Source organism: Jiella soli, assembly GCF_020615385.1.
GTDB lineage: Bacteria > Pseudomonadota > Alphaproteobacteria > Rhizobiales > Rhizobiaceae > VKMB-3413.
In genome coordinates this window covers 1-24,813 of the sequence record NZ_JAJAVB010000007.1, presented here as the reverse complement: position 1 = coordinate 24,813, position 24,813 = coordinate 1, and the positions used below count along the sequence as shown (strand labels likewise).

Annotated in this window: 20 protein-coding genes; 13 read left to right on the top strand and 7 right to left on the bottom strand. The window is 68.4% G+C overall.

Features of this window, described 5'->3' with window-relative positions:
* Positions 1-121: 121 nt before the first annotated feature.
* From LH400_RS04745 to LH400_RS04735, 3 genes are all read right to left on the bottom strand, one after another.
* Complete coding sequence (locus tag LH400_RS04745) at positions 122-841, bottom strand: response regulator (protein WP_229151526.1); 720 nt, start codon at positions 839-841, stop codon at positions 122-124.
* Positions 838-2,586, bottom strand: coding sequence for a sensor histidine kinase (locus LH400_RS04740; RefSeq protein WP_229151525.1), 1,749 nt, complete (start codon positions 2,584-2,586; stop codon positions 838-840). The genes LH400_RS04745 and LH400_RS04740 overlap by 4 nt, the downstream gene beginning before the upstream one ends.
* 160 nt (positions 2,587-2,746) lie before the next feature.
* The gene (locus LH400_RS04735; protein WP_229151524.1) at positions 2,747-2,977 is read right to left on the bottom strand and encodes a hypothetical protein; all 231 of its coding nucleotides are present in this window, start codon (positions 2,975-2,977) and stop codon (positions 2,747-2,749) included.
* 177 nt (positions 2,978-3,154) lie between these two features.
* Between LH400_RS04735 and LH400_RS04730 the strand changes: the two genes are divergently transcribed.
* The 10 genes from LH400_RS04730 to LH400_RS04685 all read left to right on the top strand — a co-directional run bounded on the left by LH400_RS04730 (position 3,155) and on the right by LH400_RS04685 (position 15,963).
* Positions 3,155-3,946, top strand: coding sequence for a polysaccharide deacetylase family protein (locus tag LH400_RS04730; RefSeq protein ID WP_229151523.1), 792 nt, complete (start codon positions 3,155-3,157; stop codon positions 3,944-3,946).
* Positions 3,943-4,797, top strand: a complete 855-nt coding sequence (locus tag LH400_RS04725; protein ID WP_229151522.1) for a GNAT family N-acetyltransferase — start codon at positions 3,943-3,945, stop codon at positions 4,795-4,797. The genes LH400_RS04730 and LH400_RS04725 overlap by 4 nt, the downstream gene beginning before the upstream one ends.
* A gap of 215 nt (positions 4,798-5,012) precedes the next feature.
* Positions 5,013-6,281 (top strand): glycosyltransferase family protein, encoded by a 1,269-nt coding sequence (locus LH400_RS04720; RefSeq protein ID WP_229151521.1) that lies wholly within the window; start codon positions 5,013-5,015, stop codon positions 6,279-6,281.
* Entirely contained in the window at positions 6,278-7,438 is a 1,161-nt protein-coding gene (locus LH400_RS04715; RefSeq protein ID WP_229151520.1) for a glycosyltransferase family 4 protein, read from the top strand. Before LH400_RS04720 ends, LH400_RS04715 begins: the two co-directional genes overlap by 4 nt.
* Complete coding sequence (locus tag LH400_RS04710) at positions 7,438-8,583, top strand: glycosyltransferase family protein (protein ID WP_229151519.1); 1,146 nt, start codon at positions 7,438-7,440, stop codon at positions 8,581-8,583. Before LH400_RS04715 ends, LH400_RS04710 begins: the two co-directional genes overlap by 1 nt.
* A gap of 95 nt (positions 8,584-8,678) precedes the next feature.
* Positions 8,679-10,646: an ABC transporter ATP-binding protein gene (locus tag LH400_RS04705; protein WP_491014608.1), complete on the top strand. Its 1,968-nt coding sequence runs from the start codon at positions 8,679-8,681 to the stop codon at positions 10,644-10,646.
* 1 nt (position 10,647) lies between these two features.
* The gene (locus LH400_RS04700; RefSeq protein WP_229151518.1) at positions 10,648-13,353 is read left to right on the top strand and encodes an ABC transporter ATP-binding protein; all 2,706 of its coding nucleotides are present in this window, start codon (positions 10,648-10,650) and stop codon (positions 13,351-13,353) included.
* Positions 13,354-13,420: 67 nt separating this feature from the next.
* The gene (locus tag LH400_RS04695) at positions 13,421-13,876 is read left to right on the top strand and encodes a cyclic nucleotide-binding domain-containing protein (RefSeq protein ID WP_229151614.1); all 456 of its coding nucleotides are present in this window, start codon (positions 13,421-13,423) and stop codon (positions 13,874-13,876) included.
* Complete coding sequence (locus LH400_RS04690; RefSeq protein WP_229151517.1) at positions 13,873-14,718, top strand: MBL fold metallo-hydrolase; 846 nt, start codon at positions 13,873-13,875, stop codon at positions 14,716-14,718. Before LH400_RS04695 ends, LH400_RS04690 begins: the two co-directional genes overlap by 4 nt.
* 12 nt (positions 14,719-14,730) lie before the next feature.
* Positions 14,731-15,963 carry an adenylate/guanylate cyclase domain-containing protein gene (locus LH400_RS04685; RefSeq protein WP_229151516.1) on the top strand — a complete coding sequence of 411 codons (1,233 nt, stop codon included), beginning with the start codon at positions 14,731-14,733 and terminating at the stop codon, positions 15,961-15,963.
* A gap of 59 nt (positions 15,964-16,022) precedes the next feature.
* On the opposite strand, the gene LH400_RS04680 is transcribed toward LH400_RS04685, so the two are convergent.
* Genes LH400_RS04680 through LH400_RS04670 form a run of 3 tightly spaced genes read right to left on the bottom strand, consistent with a single transcriptional unit; the run spans position 16,023 to position 20,139 of the window.
* Entirely contained in the window at positions 16,023-17,180 is a 1,158-nt protein-coding gene (locus LH400_RS04680) for an ABC transporter permease (protein ID WP_229151515.1), read from the bottom strand.
* Positions 17,177-18,175 carry an ABC transporter permease gene (locus LH400_RS04675; protein ID WP_229151514.1) on the bottom strand — a complete coding sequence of 333 codons (999 nt, stop codon included), beginning with the start codon at positions 18,173-18,175 and terminating at the stop codon, positions 17,177-17,179. The genes LH400_RS04680 and LH400_RS04675 overlap by 4 nt, the downstream gene beginning before the upstream one ends.
* Positions 18,172-20,139, bottom strand: coding sequence for an ABC transporter substrate-binding protein (locus LH400_RS04670; RefSeq protein ID WP_229151513.1), 1,968 nt, complete (start codon positions 20,137-20,139; stop codon positions 18,172-18,174). Before LH400_RS04670 ends, LH400_RS04675 begins: the two co-directional genes overlap by 4 nt.
* A gap of 252 nt (positions 20,140-20,391) precedes the next feature.
* On the opposite strand from LH400_RS04670, the gene LH400_RS04665 reads away from it, so the two are divergent.
* Genes LH400_RS04665 through LH400_RS04655 form a run of 3 tightly spaced genes read left to right on the top strand, consistent with a single transcriptional unit; the run spans position 20,392 to position 23,728 of the window.
* Positions 20,392-21,630, top strand: a complete 1,239-nt coding sequence (locus tag LH400_RS04665; protein WP_229151512.1) for a glycosyltransferase family 4 protein — start codon at positions 20,392-20,394, stop codon at positions 21,628-21,630.
* The gene (locus LH400_RS04660) at positions 21,627-22,454 is read left to right on the top strand and encodes a polysaccharide deacetylase family protein (protein ID WP_229151511.1); all 828 of its coding nucleotides are present in this window, start codon (positions 21,627-21,629) and stop codon (positions 22,452-22,454) included. Before LH400_RS04665 ends, LH400_RS04660 begins: the two co-directional genes overlap by 4 nt.
* Complete coding sequence (locus tag LH400_RS04655; RefSeq protein WP_229151510.1) at positions 22,451-23,728, top strand: nucleotide sugar dehydrogenase; 1,278 nt, start codon at positions 22,451-22,453, stop codon at positions 23,726-23,728. Before LH400_RS04660 ends, LH400_RS04655 begins: the two co-directional genes overlap by 4 nt.
* A 228-nt stretch (positions 23,729-23,956) precedes the next feature.
* Here the strand turns inward: LH400_RS04655 and LH400_RS04650 are convergent.
* The coding region (locus LH400_RS04650) for a methyl-accepting chemotaxis protein (RefSeq protein ID WP_229151509.1) at positions 23,957-24,813 on the bottom strand (857 nt) is incomplete at its 5' end.

The window sequence follows — 24,813 nt, the reverse complement described above, 5'->3', positions numbered from 1 at the left end:
GCGCTGGATCGTCACGTGTCATGTCGCGTCCCGGCCGGCCCCCGCCGGCGACGTTCGTTTCACGAGGTTTTCGCAGGCGGATGTTTCGTGGCGATTTCGTCGCTCGCCGCCTCCCGCCTTTTCAGCCTTCCGGCGAGAACAGGTAGCCGGCGCCGCGCACGGTGCGGATCACCGTCGGATGCGCGGGATCGGGCTCGACCTTCTTGCGGATGCGGGTGATCCTGACGTCGATCGCACGGTCGAACGGATCGCTGTCGCGGGCGCTGGCGAGATCGAGGAGCCGCTCGCGGGTGAGAACCCGGCGCGGATTCTCGGCGAAGGCCTTCAGCAGGCTGAATTCGCTCTGGACGAGCCCGATCTCCTCGCCGCTGTCGTCGCGCAGGAGCTGCGCATCGAGATCGAGCCATTTGGTTCCGAAGCGGATTTCCCGCCGCGGCGGCGGGGTCGTTCCTTCCGCCGCGGCGGCGCGCGCGGCGGCGCTGCGCCTGAGGACCGAGCGGATCCGGGCAAGCAGTTCGCGCAGCTCGCAGGGCTTGGCGACATAGTCGTCCGCGCCGAGCTCCAGCCCGACCACGCGGTCGACCAGGCTCGCCGTCGCGGTCAGCATGATCACCGGCAGGTCGTTTTCCGCCTTCAGGCTGCGCACGATCGACAGGCCGTCCTCGCCAGGCATGTTGAGGTCGAGCACAATGAGGTCCGGTCTGTCCTCGGCAAGGGCGGCCCTCAGCGCCGAGCCGCCGTCGAGCAGCCGCACGCAATAGCCGTTGAGGGCGAGATAGTCGCCGACCATGTCGCGCGTCGCCGCTTCGTCGTCGACGATGAAGATCCTCGGTTCGCTCATGCCTGCGTCATCCCCTGGCGAAGCGGCAGCGTGATGGTGAAGGACGCGCCGCCGAGCGGGCCGTTCTCCACCACCTCGACGTCGCCCTCGTGGAGGTCGACGATCCGGCGCACGATCGACAGGCCGAGCCCGGTCGAGCTCTCGCCGCCCGTCGGCTGCGCCGACAGCCGCTGGAAGCGCCCGAACAGGCGCATGATATCGTCGCCGCGCAGCCCGGGCCCGGAATCGGACACGCTGATGCGCGCGGTTCCGGCCTCCTCGACCGCCTCGATCGCGATGCGCCCGCCGATCGGCGCATATTTGACCGCATTGCTGACGAGATTGTCGATCGCCTCCGTCATCCGATCGGGATCGCAGACGACCGGCAGCCGCTGGTCGAGGCGGATTTCCAGCGCTTGGCTCTTGGCTTCGGCGAGATGGCTGTTGAGGTCGGCGACGCTGCGGGCGAGCTCTGCAAGGTCGGCGCGCCGGTGGTTGACATGGATGTCCATCGCATCGGCCAAGGCATCGGCGATCGAGACGTCGACGATCCGGGTCATGCGGTTGGCGGCGTTGCGCACATGCTCGATCTGGTTGGCGAGCATGGTCCGGGTCGGCTCGACGAGATCCTTGGACAGGGTCGCGAGCATCTCCGCGCGGCCAAGGACGACGGCCAGCGGGTTCTTCAGATCGTGGGCGATCGTGCCCAGCATCTCGTTCTTGAAGGCATTCACCCGCTTCAGGAGCGCGCTCTGCGCTTCCAGCCGCTCGTTGGCGGCAAGAAGCTCGGCGGTGCGCTGCTCGACCCGCGCCTCCAGCGCGTCGTTCGCCTGCCGCAGTTCGTCATAGAGCCGGGCATTGTCGAAGGCGATCGCAAGCTTGGCCGAGAAGACCGAGACCAGCGAGACCTGGGTGTCGCTCAGGACGGCGTCCGTCTCGAGCGCGACGAGGATTTCCGCGCCGCCGCCGGTCCTGACATAGAGGAAGATCAGCCCGTCCTTGCGCAGCGGACCCCCGGCGGCCGAAGCCTCGAGGAAGGCGGCGGCATAGTCGAAGCGGGGCAGGCTGGTCTCGGCGAAGCGACCGAGGCTGGCAAGGACGGCATGCGCGTCGGCGCCGCCCTCGCGCAGGACGAGGATGCCCGCGGTTTCCAGCGCGAGCAGCGCGTTCAGCTGGATGAGGACGCCATGGGCGAGGGTCTTCAGCGAACGGTCGTCGAACAGCGCCGCGGAAGCCGCGACGATCATTTCGAGGCCGATGCGGGTGTCGTCCAGGCGCTTCAGCTGCTCGTAGCTGCGCAGCGCCGCGGTCAGCGTCGTGAACAGCTTCTCCGCAGTCAGCTCGGTCTTGGCCTTGTAGTCGTTGATGTCGTAGTCGACGACGATCCGGTGCTCCGGCGCCTGACCCGGCTGGCCGGTGCGCAGGATGATGCGGACGATCTCGTTGCCGAGTTCCTGCCGGATCGCCCGCGCGAGGCGCAGGCCCGCGTCGTCGGTCTCCATCACCACGTCGAGCAGGATCACCGCCGTATCGGGATTGTCGCGCAAGAGCGTCAGGCCGGCTTCCGCCGATCGCGCGCCGATGAGGTCCATGCCGCGGCCGTTCAGCGAGAAATGCCTGAGGGCGAAGGCCGTGCCCTCGTGCACGGCCTCGTCGTCGTCGATGATCGCCAGCTTCCAGCCCGGCGACGCCGTCTTGTCGCTCGGCAAATCGACCGGATCGGCAAATTCCAGATATTCGCTCGACATGGTGACGAGGTCCGTCATGGTCGGCAGACCCGACGCCGCCGCAAACAACCGAAAATATCCATACACGGATCGCGGCGGCTCGCCAGTCGTCAGCCGCCGGTTTCCGCCGCGGCGTCTGCGGATCTACTCCGAGACTGACGCGATGTCGCCGGTCGGCCCGGCGGCCGTGCGGTTCCGGCTAGTCGAAGGCGATGCCGAGACTGTCTTCGGCGAGGTAGCGGCGACTGTCGCGGACCGGGCCGACCGGCGTCAGGCCGAGATCGGCCAGCATGTAGTCGCTGAGACGGGCGGTCGAGTGGGGCGCGCGACGGCGACCGAGGCTCTTGCCGCGAAGGCGCGCGGCGAGGGTGGACACCAGCGCCAGACGGCTGGCCGGAATGTTGGGGGATGCGGCACACATGGTATTCATCCAGTCAAAGGTCCGCCAGACCCTCTTGCAGGGGGAGGCGGGTTTCGATGGGACCGGCTTAGGGCGCCTCGGTTTCGTTATGACTTCGCGGCGAAGGAAAAGAGTTTCGTCTCCGTTTCAGGGCCGAGCATCCGCGCCGCCATTGCCGTTGCGGCCGATGCGGACTATCCCGGCCCGATGATCGAAGCCGACGAACTCGAACGGGAACTGGGTCTCTGGGCCGCCGCCGGCCGGCAGGTCGAAGTCTGGTGGCGCGACGACGACGCCGACCGCCCGGGCGGGCAGCTCGACCGCCTCCTCGCCGCCGCGGCGCGTCACGGCGTTCCGCTGGCGGTGGCGGCCGTGCCTGCCGCTCTCGACGAGCGTCTGGCCGACGTGCTGGCCGATCCGCTCGTCGCCGTCCTCCAGCATGGGTTTGCCCACAGGAACCACGCTGCGCCGGGCGGCCGGGCGGTCGAGTGCGGCGGCGACCGGACGGTGGATGCTGTCATGGCTGAGCTTGCTGCCGGCCGCGCGCGCCTTGCCGAGGTCTTCGGCGCGAGCTTCCTGCCGGTCATGGTGCCGCCCTGGAACCGCATCGAGCCCGCGGTGGCCGACGCCCTTCCGGCGGCCGGCTATCGCGGCCTCTCGGTCTTCGGGCCCTCGGACCCACATCGCCGGCCGACGGGTCTGCGCGAGGTCAACGCCCATCTCGATCTCCTGACATGGAAGGGCGGTGCGCGCTTTGCCGGCGCGGCCAAGCTGATCCGGCTTGCCGCCGAGCGCCTTGAGGCGCGCCGGCTCGCCGGGGCGGGTCCCGCCGAGCCCTTCGGCATCCTCACCCATCATCTGGACCACGACGCCGAGACCTGGGCGTTCTTGGAGGCGATCCTTTCACGCCTCGCAGGCCATCCGGCCGTGCGCTTCCTGAGCGCGGGGGATCTCTTCCGTTCGCCCGCCGGCGCCGGGGATGGGGTGGTCGCGCGATGAGTGCCGTCGTCAGGCCGGCCGGCGACGGCGATATCGACACCGTCGCTGCGCTGCTCCATGAACGGATGAACCGCAGGATCGCGCCGGAGCGCTGGCGCCTGATCCTCGACTATCCCTGGCGACCCGCCGACATGGAACGCGGCTGGCTGGTCGAGGATCGCGGGCAGGTGGTCGGCTTCATGGCGACGATCTACAGCGACCGTGACGTCGGCGGGGCGACGCGGCGCTTCTGCGACCTGTCCTCCTGGTATCTTCTCGCGGATTATCGCGGCGACGGTACCGGCGACGTGCTGCTGCGGTCCGGCATGGCGCGGCCTGAGGTCACCTATCACACGATGACCGCGCGCCGTGCCACTGGGCGCAAGATCCGGGCTCTCGGCTTCTCGATCCTCGACCAGTCGCGGAGCCTTTACCGGCCGCGCGAGATGCGCCGTCCGTTCGCCTCGATCACGGAGCCCGGCGCGATCCGAGACCGTCTCGCGCCGCCCGACCGGCGGACCTTCGACCTCCACCGCGGCTTCGACATCCACCAGGCGATCATCGGCGACAACGGCGTCTGGCTCGTCTGGCAGCGCAAGTTGAAGGGCGAAGCGGTGGCCTATCACGAGATCCTCCACTGTTCGGATCCCGGCTTCCTGTCGGCTCATGCGGCCGAGATCGCCGATACGATCGTCTCCCGCGAAAGCGGGGTCCTGGCCGTCGACAGTCGCTGGATCAGGGCTGGCGACGATCCCGGCGAGGTCGAGACGATCCCGCTCGCGCGCTGGTACCGGCCGGCGGCAGGGGTGCAGGCCGGGGACGTCGACCATCTGTTCTCGGAAGTCATCCTCCTCGACCAGAAACTGCCGTGACGGCGTTGGCTCTGCCCGAGACGGGCCGGACCGGGGCCGGAAGCGGCGAGACGAACGCTCCGTCGCCGGCCGCCGGCGCTTCCCTGCCCGGGACCATCGCCCAAATGCATCACCCGGCGTTGCATTCGTTTCGACGCCGACCCACGTCTTGCGCTGCGAAAGGAAAGAGGCCAGTGTGCCGACGCAATGATACGGTCCGTGCGCCAGGAGTGAGCATGCAGGCCAGGCCTCCGCGCGTGCTGATCTATAGTCACGACACGTTCGGCCTGGGGCATTTGCGGCGTTGCCGCGTCATCGCCCAGGCTCTCGTCGCGCACCGACCCGAGACGTCCGTGCTGATCATCGCCGGCTCGCCGGTGGTGGGCTCCTTCTCGTTCCCGCCGCAGGTCGACTTCATCCGGGTGCCCGGTGTGGTCAAGCTCGGGGCGGATTCCTATGCGCCGTCCAATCCGGGCCTGTCGATCGAGGACCTGACCGAGATCCGCTCGGCGATCATCAAGAAGACCGCCGAGATCTTCGATCCAGACGTCTTCCTGGTCGACAAGGAGCCGCTCGGCATGCGCGGCGAGGTCGAGGCCAGCCTGCATTATCTGAAGACGACCGGCACGCGGCTGGTGCTCGGCCTGCGCGACATCATGGACGAGCCGTCGCGCCTCGCCGAGGAATGGCGCCGAAAGGAAGCTTTCCCGGCGATCGAGCATCTCTACGACGACATCTGGGTCTACGGCCTGCCCGAGATCTGCGACCCGCTGGAGGGCGTCGGCGTCAGCCAGGCGGTGCGCGACAAGGCGGTCTTCACCGGCTACCTCCAGCGCGCGGACGATCCCTCGGGCGCCTTGCCGGCCGACGAGAGCGAGTTCGAGGAACCGCGGCCGTTCGTCCTCGTGACCACCGGCGGCGGCGGCGACGGCGCCATGCTCGTCGACTGGGTGCTGCGCGCCTATGAGAGCGGCGCCGAGATCGGCGTGCGTGCCAAGATCGTCATGGGGCCGTTCATGGACTCCGGCAACCAGGCGGATTTCCAGCGGCGCGTCGCCCGGCTTCCCGATGTCGACGCGATCACCTTCGCCGCCTCGATCGAACCGATGTTCGAGCATTCCGTCGGCGTCGTCGCCATGGGCGGCTACAACACATTCTGCGAGATCCTCTCCTTCGACAAGCCGGCGGTGATCGTGCCGCGCCAGCAGCCGCGGCTCGAGCAGGAGATCCGCGCCCGCCAGGCCGAAGTGCTCGGCCTGACGCGCATGCTGGACCCGGACACATCCGCCGATGCCGCGGTCATGGCCGCGGCGATTGGTGCCCTGCGGACGCAGGCCCGGCCGCGCTCGGCCGCGGTCGAGGGAATCCTCGGCGGCCTCGAAGTGATCTGCCGGCTGACCGACGAGACCATCGCCGCCGGGCGGCACGGACGAACCGCTCGCTCCGTCGACCGCCGCTGGGTCGGCCAGCGCGCGCGGCCCGCCTCCGGTGCCGGCCACGGATGAGAATCGCCTTCTATGCGCCGATGAAGGCGCCGGACGATCCAAGGCCGTCCGGCGACCGCACCGTCGCGCGCGGGCTGATCGCGGCGCTGCGCCTCGCCGGGCACGAGGTGGCGGTCGTCTCGCGCCTGCGCAGCTGGGATGCGGGAGACCCGGAGCGCCAGGCGCGGCTCCGCCGGCTCGGCGAACGCCTGGCGGATCGCATGGAGCGCAGGAGCGGCGGCAGGCCGCCGTATGATCTCTGGCTGACCTATCATTTCTATCACAAGGCACCGGACTGGCTCGGCCCGCGGCTGAGTGAAGCCTGGGGCATTCCCTATGTCGTCGCCGAGGCCTCGCTCGCCGGCAAGCAACGCGGCGGCCCCTGGGATCGCGGCTATCATGCGAGCCTCGATGCACTTTCCCGCGCCGATCTCGTCCTGGGTCTCAATCCAGCCGACCGGCCTTGCGTCCTGCCGGCGCTGCGGCCGGGGACCCCGTATCTCGATCTGCCGCCGTTTCTCGACGCCCGGCCCTTCGTCGCGGCGGCGGGCGAACGCGAGAACGCGCGGGCGCGGCTTCTGTCCCGCCTCGGCATCGCCGACGACGGGACGCCGCTGCTCCTCGCCGTCGGCATGATGCGGGCGGACCAAAAGCTGAAGTCCTACAGGATCCTCGCCGCGGCGCTGAAGAGGGTCGAGTCGCCCTTCCGGCTTGTTGTCGCCGGCGCGGGGCCGGCCGAGGCCGAGGTCCGGGCAGCCTTCGGGCAGGAGAACCCGCACGTCCACTATCTCGGGGCGGTGCCTGAGACGGACCTGCCGGAACTCTGTGCGGCCGTGGATCTCTATGTCTGGCCGGCGGTGAAGGAGGCCTTCGGCATGGCCTTCCTGGAAGCGCAGGCGGCAGGGCTGCCGGTCGTGGCGGGCCTGAGCGGCGGCGTCGCCAATGTCGTCTCGGGCGGCGTCACCGGCCTCTTGGCCCCGGAGGGCGACGCGGTGGCGTTCGCCGAGATGATAAGCCGGCTCATCGACGATGCGCCGCTCCGGTGGACGATGGGGGCCGCGGCCCAGCTTCATGTGCGCGAGCGCCACGATCTGCCGGTCGCCGCCGCGGCCCTCGACCGGGCGCTGACCGCTGCCGTAGAAGGCCAGCGGGAAGCCAAGTTTCGAAAGGCAGTCTGATGCGCGTCCTGTTCCACGTCCAGCATCTTCTCGGCGTCGGCCATCTGAGGCGCGGCGAGCTGATCACCAATGCGCTGGCGGATCGCGGCATCGAGGTGACCGTCGCGCTCGGCGGCCATCCCGTCGCGGAGATCCCGTTTGCGCGGGCGAACGTCGTGCAGCTGCCGCAGGTCTCGATCCGGGACGCCGACTTCAAGGTGCTCTATGACGAGGCCGGCGAGCCGGTGACCGAGGCCTGGCGGGCGATGCGGCGCGACGCGCTGCTCGACCTCTACCGGCGGACGCGGCCGGACGTCGTGCTCCTGGAAATGTATCCCTTCGGGCGCTGGCGGTTCGGCTTCGAGCTGGAACCGCTTCTTTCGCTCGCCGCCGAGGACAAGCCGCGGGTGAAATGCGCGACCTCGGTGCGCGACATCCTGGTCGCGACCAAGCATCCGGAGCGCGCCCGCAAGGGCCTCGACATCGCCCGCCGGACGCTCGACCGGGTGCTGGTCCATTCCGATCCGACGCTCTTCACCTTCGGCGAGACCTATCCGCATGCCGGCGAGATCGCGGAGCTGATCGGCTATACCGGCTATGTCACCGAGCCGGCGGGCGGGCGCTCGGGCGCGAAGACCGGCGACGTCATCGTCTCGGCCGGCGGCGGCGCGGCGGCCGGCGCCCTGTTCGAGGCGGCGATCGCGGCGCGGCCGCTGACGGCGCTCAAGGACCGGACCTGGCGGATCTTCACCGGTCCGCGCTTTCCGGAAGCGGACTTCCGGGCGCTGAAGCAGCAGGCCGGCGCAGGCATCGTCGTCGAACGCTTCGCCGCCGACTTCCAGGAACGGCTCGACGGCTGCGCCTTGTCGATCTCGCAGGCCGGCTACAACACGGTGATGAACCTCCTGCGCGCCGAGGCGCCGGCGATCGTCATCCCCTATGACGCGGCCGAGGAGACCGAACAGCTGTTCCGGGCCCGGCGGCTCGAGGAATTGGGGCTCCTCACCATTCTTGCAGCGGGAGATCTCGGGCCGCAGACGCTTTCCGGCGCGATCGCCAAGACGCTCGAACGCGAGAGCGGCGAGCGGCGCCGGATCGATCTGGACGGGGCCGAACATACGGCGGCGATGATCGAGGCGATGATCCGCGGCGAGGCGGGTGGCTAGGGTTAAGGCTGGTTAAGCTTTAGTCGTCGCTTTGTTACGGATCTGCTGCTAGCGTCCCATTCAAGTGGCAAGTCAAGGAAAGGACAGGGGGAGCAGTGGCTAGCGAGGCGCCGGTTCTGGAGTTTCGGGATGTCGTCCCCATGCCGGCTGCGGCCCACCGGCCAGCCCTCCTGGCCATCGACAATCTCTCGGTCGAATTCCGCTCGATGGCCGGCACCGTCAAGGCGGTGAACGGGCTCTCGCTGGCAGTCCCGCCCGGCCGCACGGTCGCCGTCGTCGGTGAATCCGGTTCCGGCAAGTCGGTGACCTCGCAGGCCATCCTCGGCCTGTTGCCGAAGAGCGGCGTGATCACCTCCGGCAGCATCCTGTTTCGCGACGATACGATGGGCGAGGTCGACCTCGCGACGCTGCCGCGCGTCTCGCCGCAGTTCCGCGCGATTCGCGGCCGCTCGATCGCCATGGTCTTCCAGGAGCCGATGACCGCCTTCTCGCCGCTGCATACGCTCGGCGACCAGATCGGCGAGGGGATCGCGATCCACGAGCGGGTCGGCCGGGCCGAGATCGCCGAACGGGTCAAGGAGACGCTGCGGCTGGTGCAGTTCCCCGAGCCCGACCGGGCGGTGAAGATGTATCCCTTCGAGCTCTCGGGGGGCCTCCGTCAGCGCGCGATGATCGCCATGGCGCTGATCTGCCGGCCCTCGCTCCTGATCGCCGACGAGCCGACCACTGCGCTGGACGTGACCCTCCAGGCCCAGGTGCTGAAGCTCCTGCGCGACCTTCAGCGTGAGCTGAAGATGGCGGTGCTCCTGATCACCCACGATCTCGGCGTCGTCGCCAATCTCGCCGAGGATGTCGTGGTGATGCATCACGGCAAGGTCGTCGAATCCGGCCCGACCGAGGCGATCTTCAACCGGCCGCGCCACCCCTATCTGATCTCGCTGATGAAGGCGGTGCCCGATTTCGAGCTCGGAGAGCAGCGCCGGTTGACCCCGATCCGCGAGATCAAGGTCGACCCCGACGCGCTGATGGGGCGCAAGTCCTCGGGGACGCCGGGCGAGACGCTGCTTTCGGTCTCGAACCTCAACAAGAGCTTCTCCCTGCGCGGCGACCGGCGGATCTTCGGCCGCTCGCCGCTCCTGAAGATCCACGCCCTCAGAGACGTCTCGCTGACGATCCGGCGGGGCGAGAGCGTCGGGCTCGTCGGCGAATCGGGATCCGGCAAGACGACGCTCGCCCGCGCCATCATGCGGGCGGTCGCGGTCGATTCGGGAGAGATCGTGATCGACGGGCCGGGCGGCCCGGTCGATCTCGTCGCGGCGGACCGCCAGACGCTCTTCGCCATACGCAAGCGCATGCAGTACGTCTTCCAGGATCCGTTCTCCTCGCTGGATCCGCGCATGACGGTCGGCGCGATCCTCGCCGAGCCCTTCGACGTCCACGGCCTCTGCGATCCCCGCGACACCGGGGCCAAAATCGAACGGCTCCTGAAGGCGGTGGGGCTGGAGCCTTCCTATGCCTCGCGCTATCCGCACTCGTTCTCGGGCGGTCAGCGCCAGCGCATCGGCATTGCCCGGGCGCTGGCGCTGGAGCCGGAAATCCTCATCTGCGACGAGCCGGTCGCCGCGCTCGACGTCTCGGTCCAGGCGCAGATCCTCAACCTCCTCAAGGACCTGCAGAAGCTCGCCGGCCTGACCTATCTGTTCATCTCGCACAATCTGGCGGTGGTGAACCATTTCGCCGACCGGATCGTGGTGATGTGCGACGGGGCGATCGTCGAGGTCGCGCCGCGCGAAGAACTCTTCCGCAAGCCGCTCCACCCCTATACCCGGCTGTTGATGCGGGCGGTTCCCCACGCCGATCCGGCCCGGCCGCTCGACTTCGACAATCTGCCGGCCGCCGGCAAGTTCGGCCGGCGCAACTGGCCGGCGCCGTTCACGGTCTCCACGGATGCGCCGCTGCCGCCGCTGCTCGAGGTGCGCCCCCGCCATTTCGTGCGCGCCGCCAGTCTCGACTTCCTCGCGCACGCGGCGGACGCCGCGGACGGGCAGGGGAGCGCGGGCTGACATGGCCGACAAGGACGTGCTCGACGAGAGCATCTTCGCCTATGTCTGGCGCCATACCCGCCCGCAGCAGCTCTGGCTCTTCGCGGTGCTTCTGGTTTCGCTGCCGCTCTACTATCTGACGCTCGACCTGCCGAAGCGGATCGTCAACGGCCCGATCCAGGGAAACTGGAGCCCGGGACAGACCGAGACGGTCTTCGCCGTCTCGATCCCGCTGCCGGGCTTCCTCGGCGGCGGCAGCTGGCAGCTGTCCGACGGCATCGAACTCGACCGGCTCGGCGTCCTGGTCAGCCTCAGCTGCACCTTCCTGTTCTTCGTCATCGTCAACGGCCTCTTCAAGTTCTACCTGTCGAACTACAAGGGCCAGCTCGGCGAGCGGCTCTTGCGCCGGCTGCGCTACCAACTGGTCGACCGCGTGCTGCGCTTCCCGACCGGCCGCTTCAAGCAGGTGCGCGGGCCCGAGATCGCGTCGATGATCAAGGACGAGACCGAGCCGGTCGGCGGCTTCGGCGGCTCGGCCTTCGCCGACCCCGCTCTGCTCCTCAGCCAGGCGGCGACGGCGCTGGTCTTCATCGTCCTGCAGAACTTCTGGCTGGGCATGCTCGCCGTCGCGATCGTCACCGTGCAGCTGCTCCTGATCCCGCGCATGCGCCGGCGGCTGGTGGTGCTCGCCCGCACCCGGCAGCTGACCGCGCGGCTCCTGTCGGGACGGATCGGCGAGATCGTAGAGAGCATTCCCTCGATCCGCACCAACGACACGTCCAACTGGGAACGGGCCGAACTCGGCGACCGGCTCGGCAAGATCCTCTGGATCCGCTACGACTTCTTCCGCTGGAAGTTCTTCGTGAACTTCCTCAACAACCTGCTCGCCCAGATGACGCCGTTCATCTTCTATCTCGGCGGCGGCTATCTGGTGATTTCCGGCCGGCTCGACATCGGCCAGCTCGTCGCCGTCATCGCCGCCTATAAGGACCTGCCGTCGCCGCTGAAGGAGCTGATCGCCTGGGACCAGTACCGGGTCGACGTCCAGTCGAAATACGCCCAGATCCGCGAGCAGTTCACCATGCCGGACCTGGTCGATCCGCAGATCCAGAGGGTCGTCTTCGACAGGCCGGCACATATCTCCCGCGAGGTGGCGGTGAGCGGACTGAAGATCACCGACGAAGCCGGCAACGAACTTCTCCAATCGACGAGCCTTCGGCTCGCCCCGGGCGAGACGGTGGCGCTCACCGGCTCGGTCGGCGGCGGCGGCGAGTATTTCGCCGACGCACTGGTCCGGCTGGCCGAGGCCGCCGGCGGGCGGATCAGCATCGACGGCCAGTCGCTGGAGGGACTGCCCGAAGCCTTTGTCGGCCGGCGGGTCGCCTATGCCGCCTCCGGTCTCTACTTCGCCCAGATGTCGATCCGCGACGCGCTCGTCTACGGCCTGCGCCACGTCCCCCTGCGGCGCGAGACGCGCACCGGCGAGGACGAGCGGGTCCGTCTGGAGGAGGCGCGCCTGTCGGGCAATCTCGACCTCGACATCCGCGACGACTGGATCGACTACGAGGCGGCCGGCGTCGCCGGGCCGGAAGAGCTGTCCGCGCGTCTCGCACAGGTCCTGGAAGTCTGCGACATGCGGATCGACATCGCCCGGCTCGGGCTGCGCAACCGGGTGCCGGAGGGCATGAGCCGGGATCTCGAAACCCGGATCCTCGAAGCGCGGGCCCGCTTCCGCGCCCGGCTCGACGAGGGCGGCGACGAGGATTATTTCGAGAGCTTCGACCCGGCCCGCTATTCGCATTACGCGACGCTCTTCGAGAACCTCGTCTTCGGCATCGCGCGGCCGGAATTCGACGACGGAGCGCCCGTCGCCGCGCGGCCGGAGATCGTCGCGGCCCTGGGCGAAACCGGGCTCGACGACACGCTGTTCGAGATGGGCCGGCAGATCGCGGGCACGCTGATCGACATCTTCGGCGAGCTGTCGCCGGACAATCCGCTGCTCGAGAACATGGATCTGATGAGCCCGGAGGAGGTCGAGTTCTTCCGGGCCGCGCTGCGGCGGGTGAGCGGCGACGGCGAGGTCTCCGCCAAGGACCGCCGCGCCTTTCACAAGCTCGCCTTCGGCTATGTCGAGCCGCGCCATCGCCTGGGGCTCCTCACCGACGAAATCCGCGAAGCCGTGCTCAGGGGCCGGCAGCGCTTCCTCGACGGGAACCGCAACGAGGCCTGCGACGCGATCGCGATCTACGATCCGGGGGCCATTAACCCGGCGGCGAGCGTCCAGGACAACATTCTCTTCGGCCGGATCGCGACCCGCTTTGCCGAGGCCGCCGCCCGCATCAACACGGTCATGATCGAGACCCTGAGGGAGACGGGCCTGTCGGAGGTGGTGTTCGAGATCGGGCTCGGCTTCGACATCGGCAGCGGCGCCAAGCGGCTCTCCGCCGGCCAGCAGCAGAAGCTCGGCCTCGCCCGGGCGCTCCTGAAACGGGCGGACCTCCTGGTCCTCAATCGGCCGATGTCGGCGCTGGACGGATCCAGCCAGCGCCAGATCATCGAAAAAGTGTTTGCTGCGCGCGAGACGCTGGATACGCCGCGGCAGACCATCGTCTGGGTCCTCAGCCATGCCGAGCACGCCGAGCTGTTCGACAGGGCGATCGAATTCCGGGAGGGTCGGATGATCGGCGAACGCAAGGCAGCGGACAGCCGTGTCGGAGAGCCGGCGTGAGGTCGCAGATGGTGCGCAGGACAGGCCGGGCGGTCGGAGGTATGATGTGACGCTGCTCAAATCCGAGATGAGTCTTCTGAGATCGGTTCCGCTGTTTGCCGGCATCGAGCCGACGCGGCTGAAACTGATCGCCTATACGTCGGACACCGTCGCCTACCGCGCTGGACAGACGCTCTGCCGCCAGGGCGATCCGGGCGATGCGGCCTATGTGATCGTCGAGGGCGAGGCCGCGGTGTCGATCGCCACCGAGGCCGGTGACTACGAGTTGGCGACGCTCAAGGTCGGCGACATCGTCGGCGAGGTCGCGATCCTCTGCGACGTCCCGCGCACCGCGACGGTCACGGCGCGGACGGGCCTGTCCGCCCTGCGCATCCGCAAGGAAGCGTTCCTCGAACTCGTCCGCCAGTTCCCGGAGATCGCCACCGAGGTGATGCGCGGCCTCGCGGTCCGCCTGTCGCGCACCAATGACGAACTCGCGCGGGCGCGCAATCTCGCCTCGGCCGGACGGGACGGCGGACGATGAAGCGCTTCGAGATGACGATCTGGGGCGCGCGCGGCAGCATTCCTGCGCCCGCGGAGCCGAATGTGTGCTTCGGCAGCGACACCAGCTGCGTGGAGCTGCGCTGCGGCGATCGGGTGGTCGTCCTCGACGCGGGCACCGGCATCGTCGGATGCGGGCGCAGGCTCTACGAGGAGCGGATCCACGACATCGACATCCTGCTCACCCATTGCCATTTCGACCACATCATCGGCCTGCCCTTCGTCATCCCGCTCTACAAGGACCACGTCTCGGCCCGGATCTTCGCCGGACATCTTGAGGGCGACGCGACGTGCCAGGAGATGGTCGAGGGCTTCATGTGCCCGCCCTATTTCCCGGTGAAGCCGAAGCAGTTCGCGGCGAGGATCGACTATCGCGACTTCCGCCCGCCCGACGTCCTCGATCTCGGCGGAGGCATTGCCGCGAGGACGGTGCGGCTGAACCATCCCAATGGCGCCGTCGGCTACCGGATCGACTTCGACGGCCGCTCGCTCTGCTACATCACCGACACCGAGCACGAGCCCGGCAAGCGCGACGAGGCGATCCTCGACCTGATCGCCGGCGCCGACGTGATGATCTACGACACCACCTATACGGACGAGGATTTCGCGCGCTATATCGGCTACGGGCACTCGACCTGGCAGGAGGGCGTTCGGCTCTGCCGCGCTGGCGAAGTGCCCCGACTGATCTTATTTCACCACGACATTATGCAGACCGACGAACGGCTGACGGCCCTCGAGGCGACCGCCAGGGCCGAGTTCGCGGGAGCGATGGTGGCGCGCACGGGGCTCACTCTGACGGTCGGGGAGGGCGGCGCGCCCATCTGAAAGGGGCACAGCATGGCGGGACTGGCGCAGCAGGTCGAAAACTGGCTCTTGCGTGCCGCGCTCGGCAAGCCGAGCGTCGAGACGATCTTCGAGAAGCTCTGCTCGCGGCTGACCGGAATCGGCATTCCGATCGCCCGGGCCCGGCTGAACTGGCCGACCCTGCATCCGCTGTTCCGCGCCGAAATGGTCAAGTGGCAGCGCGACACGGGCGCCGCGGAGCTCGAGCACTTCCATCACCAGGACACAAACAGCGACGCCTGGCAGAAGAGCCCGCTGCGCTACATGCTCGAGACCGATCTGCCGGTGCTGCGGCGCCGGCTCTCGGGCAAGGGCAAGCTTCTTGACTTCGCCCTGTTCGAGGAACTCGCCGAGCAGGGCTACACCGACTACATCGCCTTCAAGACCGAGTTCTCGCGGCCCGGCGTCTATCTCGACGACCGGATCAGCGGCATCTTTGTCATCTGGGCGACCGACCGGCAGACCGGGTTCACCGACGAGGACATTTCGGTCCTGCAGGAGATCCAGCTGACCTTCGCCCTGGTCTGCAAGTCGATCATCCAGACCCAGATCACCGGCAACATCGTCGAGACCTATCTCGGCCCGCAGGCCGGGCGCAGCGTCCTCGAAGGCAATATCCGGCTCGGCGACGGCGCGACGACGCGCGCCCTCGTCTGGTATTCGGACCTTCGCAATTCCACGCGGCTCACCGGAAGCCTGCCGAGCGAGGAGTTCCTGAAGCTCCTCAACGTCTATTTCGAATGCGCCGCTCGCCCGGCGATCAAGGCCGGCGGCGACGTTCTCGCCTTCATCGGCGATGCGGTACTCGTGATCTTCCCGATCAATGCGGAGACCGACATGTGCGCGCTCGCAAAGGGCGCCATTGAGGGCGTCGCCGAATCCTTCAGGATGCGCGATGCGGCGAACGCGCGGCGCCGGGCGGAGGGTCTGGAACAGATCGACTTCGGCATCGGGCTCAACATCGGCGACGTCGTCTTCGGCAATATCGGCGTGCCGGAGCGGCTCGCCTTCACCGTCATCGGATCGACCGTGACCGAGGTGGAGCGGATCGAGAAGCTGACCAAGACGATGCAGCCGAACGTTCTGGCGACCGGCGAGGTGGCGGCGCTGATGCCCAATCGCTGGATGTCCGTCGGCACCCACGCGCTGAACGGTGTCGAGCACCCTGTCGAACTGTTCACGCCGATCGGCATGGAGGCGCCGCGGCTTCGCATCGCCGCGGAGTAGGCCGCTGGCGTCTGCCTCGGGCCGTCTGTCGCCCGCCCGAGGCGCCGCTTCGGTGCGGCTCAATGCTGGTGCGGGTCGATCGCGTCTCTGAGGCCGTCGCCGACGAAGGAGAAGGCGAGCACCGTCAGGACCACCGGCAGCATCGGCAGCAGCAGCCAGGGATAGAGCGCCACCGCCTCGATGTTCTGCGCCTCCGACAGGAGCACGCCCCAGGAGGTGATCGGCGGCCTGAGGCCGAGCCCCAGGAAGGACAGCGCGGTCTCGGCGAGGATCATCGTCGGGATCGACAGCGAGGCCGAGGCGATCAGATGGCTCATGAAGTTCGGCAAAAGGTGCCGGAAGATGATCCGCCTGGGGCTCGCCCCCAGCATCTCGGCCGCGACGACGAAGTCCTCCTCGCGCAGGGCGAAGAGCTTGGAGCGCACCGCGCGGGCGAGGCCCGGCCAGTCGAGCAGGGCGAGGATCAGCGTGATGCCGAAATAGATCAGCAGCGGACTCCAGGTGACCGGCAGCGCCGCCGACAGGGCGAGCCACAGCGGAAGTTCCGGCAGCGAGCGCAGGATTTCCGTGACCCGCTGCACGCTCGCATCCACCCACCCCCCGAAATAGCCGGCGAGCCCGCCGATGGTGATGCCGAGGATGAAGCTCAAGGTCACGCCGACAAGGCCGACGGTAAGCGAGATGCGCGCGCCGTAGAGGACGCGGGACAGCATGTCCCGGCCCAGCCGGTCGGTGCCGAGCAGGAAGAGCGTGCCCTCCTGCGGCGGACAGACGAGATGGGTGTCGTCCGAAAACAGGCCCCACACCGAATAGCGGTCGCCGGCGCAGAAGAAGCGGATCGGAAGCGGACGGCTCCTATCCTCGGTGTAGTCCCGGCGCAGCGTCTCGAGATCGAGCTGGTAGTTCAGCGGATAGACGAAGGGGCCGACGAAGCGGCCTTCGTGGAAGAGGTGGACCGGCTGCGGCGGGGCGAAGATGAAGTCGGTGTGCCGGGACTGCAGCTCGTAGGGCGCCAGGAACTCGACGAAGAGGATCGAGGCATAGCTCAGGACCAGGAAGGCGAGCGACATGACCGCGATGCGGTGGCGCAGAAAGCGCCACCAGATCAGCTTCGCCTGCGAGGCCTTGGCGTATTTCTCGGAGACCACCGAGCCGCTGGCGATCGTCGCTTCCGGATCGAAGGGCGCGGTGGAGACGTAGTGCTCTGTCAGGCTCATCGGGCGGCGCGAACCCCGAGGCGGATGCGCGGATCGAGCGCGGCGAGGAGAAGGTCGGACACGAACATGCCGACCACGGTCAGGACCGCGAGGAACATCAGGAACGATCCTGCAAGATACATGTCCTGGCTCCTCAGCGAGGAGAGCAGCATCGGCCCCGTCGTCGGCAGGCTCATCACCGCGGAAATGATCACCGAGCCGGAGACGATCTGCGGCAGGATCGAGCCGAGATCGGCGATGAACGGATTGAGCGCCATGCGCAGCGGATATTTGAACAGGAGCCGGCGCTCGGAGAGGCCCTTGGCCCGGGCGGTGACGACATATTGCCGGTTGAGTTCGTCGAGGAGGTTGGCCCTCAGGCGGCGGATCATGCCGGCCGTTCCGGCCGTCCCGATGACGAGGACCGGCACCCAGAGATGCGAGAGCACCGAGCCGACCTTGGCGAGCGTCCAGGGCGCATCGATGTATTCGGGCCCCATCAGCCCGCCGATCGAGGTGCCGAACCAGACATTCGCGAGATAGAGCAGGATCAGCGCGAGCAGGAAGTTCGGCGTCGCCAGCCCGAGGAAGCCGAGGAAGGACAGGCCGTGGTCGCTCCAGGAATACTGGTGCGTGGCCGAGTATATGCCGATCGGGAAGGAGACGAGATAGACGAAGACGACCGTCGCGGCGTTGAGGAGCAGCGTCAGCGGCATGCGCTCGCCGACGACGTCGGCGACCGGCTGGTTGTATTCGAAGGAATAGCCGAGATCGCCGTGGAGAAGCCCGGTCACCCAGAGGAGGTATTGCTGCCACAGCGGCTTGTCCAGGCCGTACTGCTCGCGCAGGAAGGCGATCTTGTCGGCGGTGACCTTCTCGCCCTGCGCCTGGATCTCGGCGATGTAGCTGGTGAGGTAGTCGCCCGGCGGCAGCTGGATGATGATGAAGATCAGCGCGCTGATGACCAGCAGCGTCAGCATCATCGTGACGATGCGGCCAGCGAGCCAGCGGATCATGGGCGCTGCTCCGCCGTGTCTACCCCGGGACACGCAAAGAAGAACGTGTCCGGATGGTAGATGCCGAAATAGCCGCCCGGATCGAAATTGTAGACGCCGCGCTCGGGGACGTTCTCGAGATTGTCGGCGACGACGACGATCTGGTCGACGCCGGAGACGATGCCGATGGTGAAGACCTGGTTGGCGGAGATTTCCAGCATCTCCTTCCAGATCGCGGTGCGCTTTGCCGGATCGAGAGTCTCGCGCCACTCCTTCCTCAGCGCGATCAGCCGGCGGACGGCGACAAGGTCCGGATCGTCCGCGTCCGGCGCTTCGCCGCCGGTGCCGCCGGTCTCCACCCACATGCCGAAGCCTGGCCATTGCAGCTGTTCGGCGGTCGCGGGGGCGAGTTCGCTCGGATCGGTCGCCTGGTTCGGCAGGCCGTTGTCGAGGCCGGTCCAGACCGAGATCAGCGTCGAGCCGGCCTTGATGCGGTTTCGGAAGATCTCGCGCTGGGATTCGCGCAGGAGAAGATCGATGCCGATCTTCCGCCAGTCGTCGCGCACGAGCTGCAGGACATCGCTCTGTTCGCGGCCCTCGCCGGCGGTCTCGACGACGATGCGCATCTCGCGCCCGTCCGGCAGGAGCCGCAGCCCGTCCGGGCCCATCTTGTAGCCGAGCTTGTCGAGCAGCTGATTGGCCGCGGCGGTATCGTAGCGCGCCCACTTCGTCCTAAACTCCGGCTCGAACAGCGGGGAGTCCGGCAGGACCGTGTTGTTGCCCGGCTGGGCGAGGCCGTAGAAGATCGCCTTGTTGATGTCGTCGCGATTGATCGCCAGCGACAGCGCCCGGCGGAAATCGGCCTGCCGGATCACCTCGCGCCAGACCGGATCGGCGGCATTGAGGTTCGGATAGAGGGCGACATGCGAGCCGCGCCCCGATTCCCAGCGGCGGACCTCGTAATGCGAGCGCTTTTCGCCGCGCTTCAGGAACGGATAGTTCGGAAAGGCGAGATAGGCCGCCTGGAGATCGGCCTCGCCATTGGCGACCTTGGCCGGGATCAGCGCCGAGTTCGAGATCGTCAGCGCGACCTCGTCGATATAGGGCAGCTGCCGGCCCTCCTGGTCGACCCGGAAGAAGTATGGATTGCGCTTGAAGATCAGGCGCTCGGACGGCATCTCGCTGACCAGCATCCAGGGCTCGATCGTCGGCAGGTCCGGATTGTCGTTGCGCTGGGCCCGGTCCTTCTTGAAGTGCAGCGCCGCCCAGTTCCGCTGCCCGGACTTCTTCACCATGGCCTCGAGCTTGTCCGGCTTCTGGTAGCGCTCGTGATATTTCTTCAGGTAGTGCGCCGGCCGGAAGATCTCGAAGGGATTGGCGGCGGCAAGCGCGGCGAGGAAGTTCGGATTGGGCTTCGACCAGGCGTAGCGCACGGTGTAGGCATCGGGGAAGGTGACGTCCGGCTCCTCGCCGTCGACGAGGAGTTCGACCGGGACGCCGAACTTGGCGATCGCCGGGTTCTTCGCCATGTCCTCCCAGAAATAGCGGAAATCCTCGGCGGTGAACGGCGCGCCGTCCGACCATTTCATGCCGGGCCTGAGATGGAAGGTGAAGATCCGTCCCTCCTCGACCGTGTAGCTTTCGGCGATGTCCGGGACGATGTCGTAGGTCTCGTCATAGCCGACGAGGCGCGCATAGCCGTAGACCGGCATCATGCGCGTGTCCTTGGCGCTGCCGCCGAGCATGTTCAGCGTGCCGCCCAACTCAGCGGCCGGACAGGCGCTGTCGACCGGCATGACCCGTGGCGCCTCCGGCAGGCGCTCCTTCAGCGGCGGCAGGTCGCCCTTTTCGACGGCGGCGGCGAGCCCGGCCGGTTCCGGCGCGGGCGGTTGCGCGGCCTCGGCCCGGGCAAAGGGCGAGAGGCAGGAGACGGCGAGACACAGGAAGCCAGCGCGCAGGGCGCGGCCCGCCAGCGCACGTTCCAACCATCCTCCCATCCGTCGAAGCATTCCCTGTTCCCTCGTCTTCGGCGCGCGTCAGTAAGCTTGGCGCCGGCGGGCCTGTCAAATGGCTTCTGGCAGAAACGCAGCGTCAGGACGATGACGGCGGCTGGCCGACTGGCCGGGAAAGGCCCTTGCGGGGCAGGGGGTGGCGGGCCTACATGCCGGGGGGCGTCCTGGAGGAGACGATCCGCCGCAGCTGCGGAAGACAGCCACCATAGGACTTCGAAGCTTTTCGTGACCGGACGTATCGCCATTCTCGTCAAGGGCTATCCGCGCCTCTCCGAGACCTTCATCGCGCAGGAGATCGCCGGTCTTCAGGACCGGGGTATCCGGCAGCTGATCGTTTCCCTGCGCCAGCCGGCGGAGGGCAAGCTGCACCCCGTCCACCGGCGGATCACCGCGGACGTCCTCTACCTGCCGGAATATCTGAAGGACGATCCGGGGCGCGTCGCCGCCGGCCGGGCCTTCGCCGAGCGCCAGCCCGGCTATGGCGAGGCGCGCCGGATCTTCGAGGCGGACCTTTCCCGCGACAACACCGCGAACCGGCGTCGCCGCTTCGGCCAGGCCTGCGTCCTCGCCGCGGAACTGCCGGACGACGTCACCTGGCTCCACACCCATTATCTCCACACGCCGGCCTCGGTCGCCCGCTACGCCGCGGCCATCCGCGGGATGTCCTGGTCGTTTTCGGCGCATGCCAAGGACATCTGGACGAGCCCTGCCTGGGAGCTGGCGGAAAAGCTTGGCTCGGCCGCCTTCGGCGTGACCTGCACGGCGGGGAACCTCACCTATCTGCGCTCGCTCAGCCCGCGGCCGGACGCCGTCGAGCTCGTCTATCACGGCCTCGACCTTTCCGAAGTGCGCCCGCCGGCGAAGGCGCGGGACGGGGAAGCCGGCAAGACCGGACCGTTCCGCATCGTCTCGGTCGGCCGCACGGTCGAGAAGAAGGGCTTTGCCGATCTCATCCGGGCGCTGGCCCGGCTGAAGGACCGCGACTGGCGCTTCGACCATATCGGCGGCGGCCCGCTGACCGGGCAGCTCCACCTGCAGGCCGAAAAGGCCGGGATATCCGACCGCATCACCTGGCACGGCACAAGGGAACGCGGCGACGTCTACGCGCTGATGGCTGCGGCGGACCTCTTCGTCCTGCCGTCGCGGATCGCGCGCACCGGCGACCGGGACGGCCTACCTAATGTTCTCATGGAGGCGCAGGCGCACCGGCTGCCGGTCGTCTCCACACGGGTCTCGGCAATTCCGGAACTCGTCGAGGACGGGCAGACCGGCCTCCTCGTCGAGGAGCGCGACCCAAAGGCGCTTGCGAGCGCGATCGCGCGGCTGATGGACGATCCGGATCTTGCGCGGCGGCTCGGCGCGGCCGGCGCGGCGCGCGTGCGCCGGCGCTTTTCGCCCGAGCCCGGGATCGACCGTATCGCCGCGCTCCTGCGCGGCGCTGAGCGGGCGGATAAAGCCGCATGACGATTTTTTCGAAGACCCGCGCGCGGCTCGATGCGCTTTCAGGTGAAGGCCGGACGGTTTCCCTCTGGTGGCGCGACGACGACGCCCGCTGGTCGACGCGCGCGCTCGGCCGGCTGCTGGCGACGGCCGGCGAGGCGCGGCTGCCGCTCGCCCTCGCCGTCATCCCGGAAAAGGCCGAGGCGAGCCTTGCCGAGGCGATCGCGGACCGGCCGGAGGTGGCGGTCCTTCTCCATGGCTGGCGTCATGCCAACCATGCGCCGGCCGGCGAGAAGCGGGCCGAGTTCGGGGATCACCGGCCGGCCGCGGAAATGGCCGGGGAAATCGCCGAGGGACGGGACCGCCTCCAAGGCCTCTTCGGCGAGCGTCTGCTGCCGGTCTTCGTGCCGCCCTGGAACCGGATCGGCACCGCCGCGCTGGCCGAGCTCGTCCGCCCCGGCCTCTCCGTCCTGTCGGTCTACGGTCCGGCGCGCTGCGGCGGTCCGGCCGAGCTCAACGCCCATCTCGACATCATGGACTGGCGGGCGATGCGCGGCCTCGGCCTCGACGAACTCGACCGGCTGGCCGCCGATGCGCTCGAACTGTGGTCCTCGGACACCGGCCGGTCGCACGAGCCGCTCGGCCTTCTCACCCATCATCTCCAGCACGATGCCGGCGCCTGGTATGCGCTGGAACATCTCCTCGAAGTCCTCGCCGGCCATCCTTGCGTCCGCTGGCCACAGGTCGAGAGCCTCGTCGCGGCAGCGCTTGCCGGCGAACGCCGCCCGGGCGGGGAGGCGGAAGCGCGGGCCGGTGGTCCGCTTGTCCGGAAGGTGGCCTCGCAATGACGGAGAACCAGCCCGTTCTTGCCGTCATCGGCCTCGGCTATGTCGGCCTGCCGCTCGCCGTCGCCTTCGGCCGACATCGCGCGACGGTCGGCTACGACATCAAGGCCGGGCGGATCGCCGAACTGAAAGCCGGGCACGACGCGACGCTGGAGGTCGATTCCGCTGGTCTCACCGCCGCGCGGCATCTGACGCTCACCGACGATGTCGCGATGCTGGAGCGCTGCGGGATCTTCATCGTCACCGTGCCGACGCCGATCGACCGGGCCAAGCGCCCGGATCTCGTCGCGCTGAAGGCCGCGAGCGAGGAGGTCGGCCGCGCCATGCGCCCGGGCGCGCTGGTGATATACGAATCCACCGTCTATCCCGGCTGCACCCGCGAGGTCTGCGTGCCGATCCTCGAGGCCACCTCGGGCCTCGTTTTCGACCGCGACTTCTCCGTCGGCTACAGCCCCGAGCGCATGAATCCGGGCGATCGGACGCACCGTCTCGACACCATCGTCAAGGTGACGTCCGGCTCCACGCCCGAAGCGGCGGAGAGGGTCGACGCGCTCTACCGGGAGGTCGCGCTCGCGGGAACGCACAAGGCCGCCTCGATCGAGATCGCCGAGGCGGCCAAGGTCATCGAGAACACCCAGCGCGACCTCAACATCGCGCTGATGAACGAGCTCGCGGTGATCTTCGGAAAGCTCGGCATCGACACCGGGGCGGTGCTCGAGGCGGCGGGGACGAAGTGGAACTTCCTGCCGTTCCGGCCGGGCCTCGTCGGCGGCCACTGCATCGGCGTCGATCCCTATTACCTCACCCACCGGGCGCAGGAGATCGGCCACAATCCCGAGGTGATCCTCGCGGGCCGGCGGATCAACGATTCCATGGGGCCCTATGTCGTCGACCGGGTCGCGCGGCTGATGATGGGCCGCAAGTTTCCCGTCGTCGGCAGCCGCGTCCTGGTGATGGGCGCGGCCTACAAGGAGAACACGCCGGACCTGCGCAATTCGCGCGCACTGGACATCGCCATCGGGCTGAAGGATCTCAACGCCGAGGTCGAGGTCTGGGATCCGTTCGTTGCGCCCGAGGAGGTCCAGCGCGCGACCGGCTGCGTCGCCTTTGCCGAATGCCCGTCGGCCGGGCGCTACGACGCCATCGTCATCGCCGTCCCACACCGCCAGTTCGCCGAGGCCGGGATCACGGCGATCCGCGCACTCGGGCGGCCGGGCGCGGTGGTCTACGACGTCAAGAGCCTCTATCCGGCATCGCAGACCGACGGCCGGCTCTGATGCCGGCGGCCCCGGTCTTGACCGGCGCCTTCGGTAAATCAGATCCGCGCGACGCTTTAACGTGTTCAGCGGCACGATGTGCCAGCATTTCGGGCCGCTGATATGAAACGGGGCGGTCCGGCCGTCGGGTGCAGCCCAAACGAAAGCGGGGCCCGCCTGCCGGCCGGCCCCGCTTCTCTCAATCCTGGACTTGGACCGCTGGCCTGTAAGCCGGCGGTCTCAAGCGGCTCAGAACTCTTCCCAAGTGTCCTCGCTGGCGGCGGGGGCGGGCTTCCGGGCGGCGCCGCCGGGGCCGGTCGCGCGCAGCTGCGCCACCGGCTTGGAGGCGGGCTTTTGCGCCGGGCGCGGCGCCGGCTGCTGGCTGGCTCCGGCGGGGCGGCCCGACGTCCTGAACCGGCCCATCGCCTGGGCGAGATCCTCGGTCTCGGCGGCCAGCGTCTGCGCCGCGGCGGTGGATTCCTCCACCATGGCCGCATTCTGCTGCGTCACCTTGTCCATCTGGTCGGCGGCAGTCGAAACCTCGCGCAGGCTCGTCGCCTGCTCACGAGCGGAGGTCGCAATGGTGGCGATCACCTCGGTCATCGAGGAGACTTCTGCGACGATCTCATCGAGCGACTTGCCGGAGGCGGTGACGAGGTCGACGCCCTGGCCGACCTGCTCGCTGGAGGCCTGGATCAGGCCCTTGATCTCCTTGGCGGCCTCGGCCGAGCGCTGGGCGAGCCCTCGGACCTCCTGGGCGACGACGGCAAAGCCCTTGCCCGCTTCGCCGGCCCGCGCCGCCTCGACCCCGGCATTCAGCGCCAGGAGGTTGGTCTGGAAGGCGATTTCGTCGATCACGCCGATGATCTGCGAGATCTGGTTGGACGAGGCCTCGATCTGGCCCATCGCCTCGACCGCCTTCTGGACGATCGCGCCGCCCTTCTCGGCCTTCTGGCGCGCCGAGGTCGCGACCTTCTGGGCGTTCCCGGCGCCCTCGGCCGTGCGGTTGACGCCGCCGGTCACCTCGCCGAGCGCGGCGACGGTCTCTTCCAGGCTCGCCGCCTGCTGCTCGGTGCGCTGGGCGAGGTCGTTGGAGGCGACGGTGA

Bases quoted from the DNA above. Each gene is read 5' to 3' on its own strand.
- LH400_RS04675 (WP_229151514.1), bottom strand. From the start codon at position 18,175: ATGATCCGCTGGCTCGCTGGCCGCATCGTCACGATGATGCTGACGCTG.
- LH400_RS04680 (WP_229151515.1), bottom strand. From the start codon at position 17,180: ATGAGCCTGACAGAGCACTACGTCTCCACCGCGCCCTTCGATCCGGAA.
- LH400_RS04690 (WP_229151517.1), top strand. From the start codon at position 13,873: ATGAAGCGCTTCGAGATGACGATCTGGGGCGCGCGCGGCAGCATTCCT.
- LH400_RS04735 (WP_229151524.1), bottom strand. From the start codon at position 2,977: ATGAATACCATGTGTGCCGCATCCCCCAACATTCCGGCCAGCCGTCTG.
- LH400_RS04745 (WP_229151526.1), bottom strand. From the start codon at position 841: ATGAGCGAACCGAGGATCTTCATCGTCGACGACGAAGCGGCGACGCGC.
- LH400_RS04715 (WP_229151520.1), top strand. From the start codon at position 6,278: ATGAGAATCGCCTTCTATGCGCCGATGAAGGCGCCGGACGATCCAAGG.
- LH400_RS04725 (WP_229151522.1), top strand. From the start codon at position 3,943: ATGAGTGCCGTCGTCAGGCCGGCCGGCGACGGCGATATCGACACCGTC.
- LH400_RS04655 (WP_229151510.1), top strand. From the start codon at position 22,451: ATGACGGAGAACCAGCCCGTTCTTGCCGTCATCGGCCTCGGCTATGTC.
- LH400_RS04710 (WP_229151519.1), top strand. From the start codon at position 7,438: ATGCGCGTCCTGTTCCACGTCCAGCATCTTCTCGGCGTCGGCCATCTG.
- LH400_RS04685 (WP_229151516.1), top strand. From the start codon at position 14,731: ATGGCGGGACTGGCGCAGCAGGTCGAAAACTGGCTCTTGCGTGCCGCG.
- LH400_RS04720 (WP_229151521.1), top strand. From the start codon at position 5,013: ATGCAGGCCAGGCCTCCGCGCGTGCTGATCTATAGTCACGACACGTTC.
- LH400_RS04660 (WP_229151511.1), top strand. From the start codon at position 21,627: ATGACGATTTTTTCGAAGACCCGCGCGCGGCTCGATGCGCTTTCAGGT.
- LH400_RS04695 (WP_229151614.1), top strand. From the start codon at position 13,421: ATGAGTCTTCTGAGATCGGTTCCGCTGTTTGCCGGCATCGAGCCGACG.
- LH400_RS04730 (WP_229151523.1), top strand. From the start codon at position 3,155: ATGATCGAAGCCGACGAACTCGAACGGGAACTGGGTCTCTGGGCCGCC.
- LH400_RS04740 (WP_229151525.1), bottom strand. From the start codon at position 2,586: ATGACGGACCTCGTCACCATGTCGAGCGAATATCTGGAATTTGCCGAT.
- LH400_RS04700 (WP_229151518.1), top strand. From the start codon at position 10,648: ATGGCCGACAAGGACGTGCTCGACGAGAGCATCTTCGCCTATGTCTGG.